Here is a 2622-nt window from a genome sequence, read left to right as displayed (position 1 = left end):
CAATATAAATACAAAAAAGAAGGTGACTCTAAACAAGTTAAGATAAAGGATAGAGCGAGTATTTCTGAAAGACCTAGCAGTGCTAATAGAAAAAATCTTTATCACTTTGAAGGTGACACTATTGTTGGTAAAGACCATAAAAGTGCTATTGTAACAATGGTCGATAGAGCTAGCAGATTTACTATTTTAGCCAAGTCTATAGATAGAACAGCTAATTCAATCAATAGAATATTGTACAAAGTATCTAATGGTCATAAAATATTAACAGCTACATTTGATAATGGTAAAGAGTTTGCTAAACATAAGAAGCTAACTAGCAAGACTGGCATCAAAGTATTCTTTGCTGATCCATACAGTCCTTGGCAAAGAGGTACTAATGAAAACATGAATAGGTATATCAGACAATTTATACCTAAAGGTACTAACTTTAACAATATATCTCATCAATACATTAGAAAGTTACAGATAGACTTGAATAATAGACCTAAGAAATGTTTAAATTACTTGACACCTAATGAAGTACATTTTGGTATCTCTATAAACATTGAGAATACAATCTAGCAATTTAAACTTAACGAATATCGTCTAATTAATTACGGCTGACTTATAAGACCAAAATAGTCTATTTGCATCATCACCAGGACTAAATTCTACTTGTCTATTGTCTATATACTCACCATATCTTGAGTTAATAAACTCTCTATCAGGTGGTACATAAGCAGCACCTTGTGCTCTCTCTTGCTCAACTTCTGGACCATAATACATTGTGTATGGATTAGCTGGTCGCATATAGGCATAGCTCATCGCAACACCCAGCAAACCTGCAGTAATTAAAATTATTTTTTCATTTGTTTACATCTCCTTTAAAAGGCCTTTAGCCCAAAATTAATTATAACCTTTTTTAGTTAGTTATATGAAAAAAATTTAACTTTAGACTATGATATTTTGCTACAATTATCCTTAGGTTAAATGTGTACACAAAAGATATGCAACAATACAGTACTAAATATAATAAAAAAGCTATTTTATTAGTTAATCTAGGTACTCCTGATAACTATGATACAAAATCTATTAAAAAATATCTTAGAGAATTTTTATCTGATCGTAGAGTCATAGAAGCTAATCCTTCATTATGGAAACTAATCTTAAATTTAATTATTCTACCAATTCGTTCAAAAAAGAATGTTCATACTTATGAAGCCGTATGGAATAAAGAGCATAATAAATCGCCCTTGCTCTTATACACTGAAAATCTAGCAAAAAAACTAGATCAAAGACGCGATAATTACATAGTAGATTGTGCGATGCGTTATGGTAATCCAAGCATTGAAAGTAAGATTAAAAGCTTACAAGATCAAGGAGTAACTGAGATAATAGTATTTCCACTATATCCTCAGTATTCTGCGACTACTACTGCAACTGTGTATGATGAGGTTTATAGAGTCTTATCAAAGCTAAGATGGCAACCCACTATCAAAGCAATAAATCCTTACTATGATAATAAGTTTCATATTCAAACTATTAGTCAACAAATTAGAAATTATCTGCAAGCTACAGACTCATATCCGCATATAATTTTATTTTCTTTCCACGGCTTACCAAAGGAATATTTTGATAAAGGTGATCCCTACTATTGCCATTGTCACAAAACTTATCGCTTGGTCAAAGAAAACCTGCAAAATGAATATCCTGATATAGATTTTGAATTATCATTTCAATCTCGTTTTGGTCCTAAAAAATGGTTAGAACCATATACAACTGTCAAACTAGAAGAATTTGCAAAGCAAAATAAAAAAGTTGTAGTTATAGCCCCAGGATTTAGTGCCGATTGCCTAGAAACATTGGAAGAGCTAGCAATCACTGAAAAAGAAAACTTTATTGAAAAAGGTGGTAAAGAATTTGTTTTAATTCCATGTTTAAATGACTCTGATGAACATGTCGAAATGTTATATAATATTATAAATGAGGAAATATGCCTAAAAAAATAGCTATACATTGGTTTCGTCAAGACTTACGCCTTGCGGATAACCCTGCGCTACATCAGGCTAGTCAAGCAGATGAGACAATTACAATATTTATACTAGATGAGAATCAAGAGATTGGTGGAGCTAGCAAACTTTGGCTTCATCACTCTTTGAGCAGTCTAAGTAAATCTCTAAATAATAAGCTCAACTTTTTTAGTGGTAATCCCCTAGAAATCATAAAAAAACTTGTCAAAGAAAATAATATCACGGATTTTTATTGGAATAGATGTTATGACAAGTACAGTATTGATAGAGATACTCAGATTAAACAATTTCTGCAAAAACAAGATATAAATGTAAATAGTTTTAATGGAAGTCTACTTATCGAACCATGGCAATGTAAAAAAGATGATGGCACACACTATAAAGTATACACTCCGTTCTACAAGGAGCTTATCAAAATTAGAAAATATCGCTCAAATATTGTCAAACCAAGTTTTAATTCCCTAAAAAAACTATGAGTTATACTCGAATCTAGTGTATGATGAAAATCTAATATAGAAATAAGCGGTGTATTCGCAGCAGAATGATAGAATTATTTTGCAAAATATAAACTCTTAACTGAGGAATACACACATGACAAAAAGTAACATAATAG

The 2622-nt window shown here is 31.1% G+C and carries 3 protein-coding genes and 1 pseudogene; 3 read left to right on the top strand and 1 reads right to left on the bottom strand.

Going from position 1 to position 2622, the window contains the following annotated elements:
* Positions 1-561: IS30 family transposase (locus F8C69_RS09850; protein ID WP_159183759.1), on the top strand; the 561-nt coding region annotated here is incomplete at its 5' end.
* Positions 562-585: 24 nt separating this feature from the next.
* Here F8C69_RS09850 and F8C69_RS09845 read toward each other — a convergent pair.
* Complete coding sequence (locus F8C69_RS09845) at positions 586-804, bottom strand: hypothetical protein (RefSeq protein WP_159185024.1); 219 nt, start codon at positions 802-804, stop codon at positions 586-588.
* Positions 805-986: 182 nt separating this feature from the next.
* Here F8C69_RS09845 and hemH point away from each other — a divergent pair, with 182 nt between their 5' ends.
* Positions 987-1988 carry a ferrochelatase gene (gene hemH, locus F8C69_RS09840; RefSeq protein ID WP_159185025.1) on the top strand — a complete coding sequence of 334 codons (1002 nt, stop codon included), beginning with the start codon at positions 987-989 and terminating at the stop codon, positions 1986-1988.
* Positions 1973-2482 (top strand): annotated as a pseudogene (locus tag F8C69_RS09835) (deoxyribodipyrimidine photo-lyase); the annotation flags it as partial. The gene hemH and the pseudogene F8C69_RS09835, both read left to right, overlap by 16 nt.
* Positions 2483-2622: the final 140 nt, after the last annotated feature.

This window comes from Francisella noatunensis subsp. noatunensis, assembly GCF_009823375.1.
GTDB lineage: Bacteria > Pseudomonadota > Gammaproteobacteria > Francisellales > Francisellaceae > Francisella > Francisella noatunensis.
The sequence above is the reverse complement of the archived record's forward strand: the minus strand, read 5'-3'. Positions and strand labels throughout refer to the sequence as shown.

Excerpts from the sequence above, each read along its gene's own strand:
- F8C69_RS09845 (WP_159185024.1), bottom strand. The coding sequence starts at position 804 with ATGAGCTATGCCTATATGCGACCAGCTAATCCATACACAATGTATTAT.
- hemH (WP_159185025.1), top strand. The coding sequence starts at position 987 with ATGCAACAATACAGTACTAAATATAATAAAAAAGCTATTTTATTAGTT.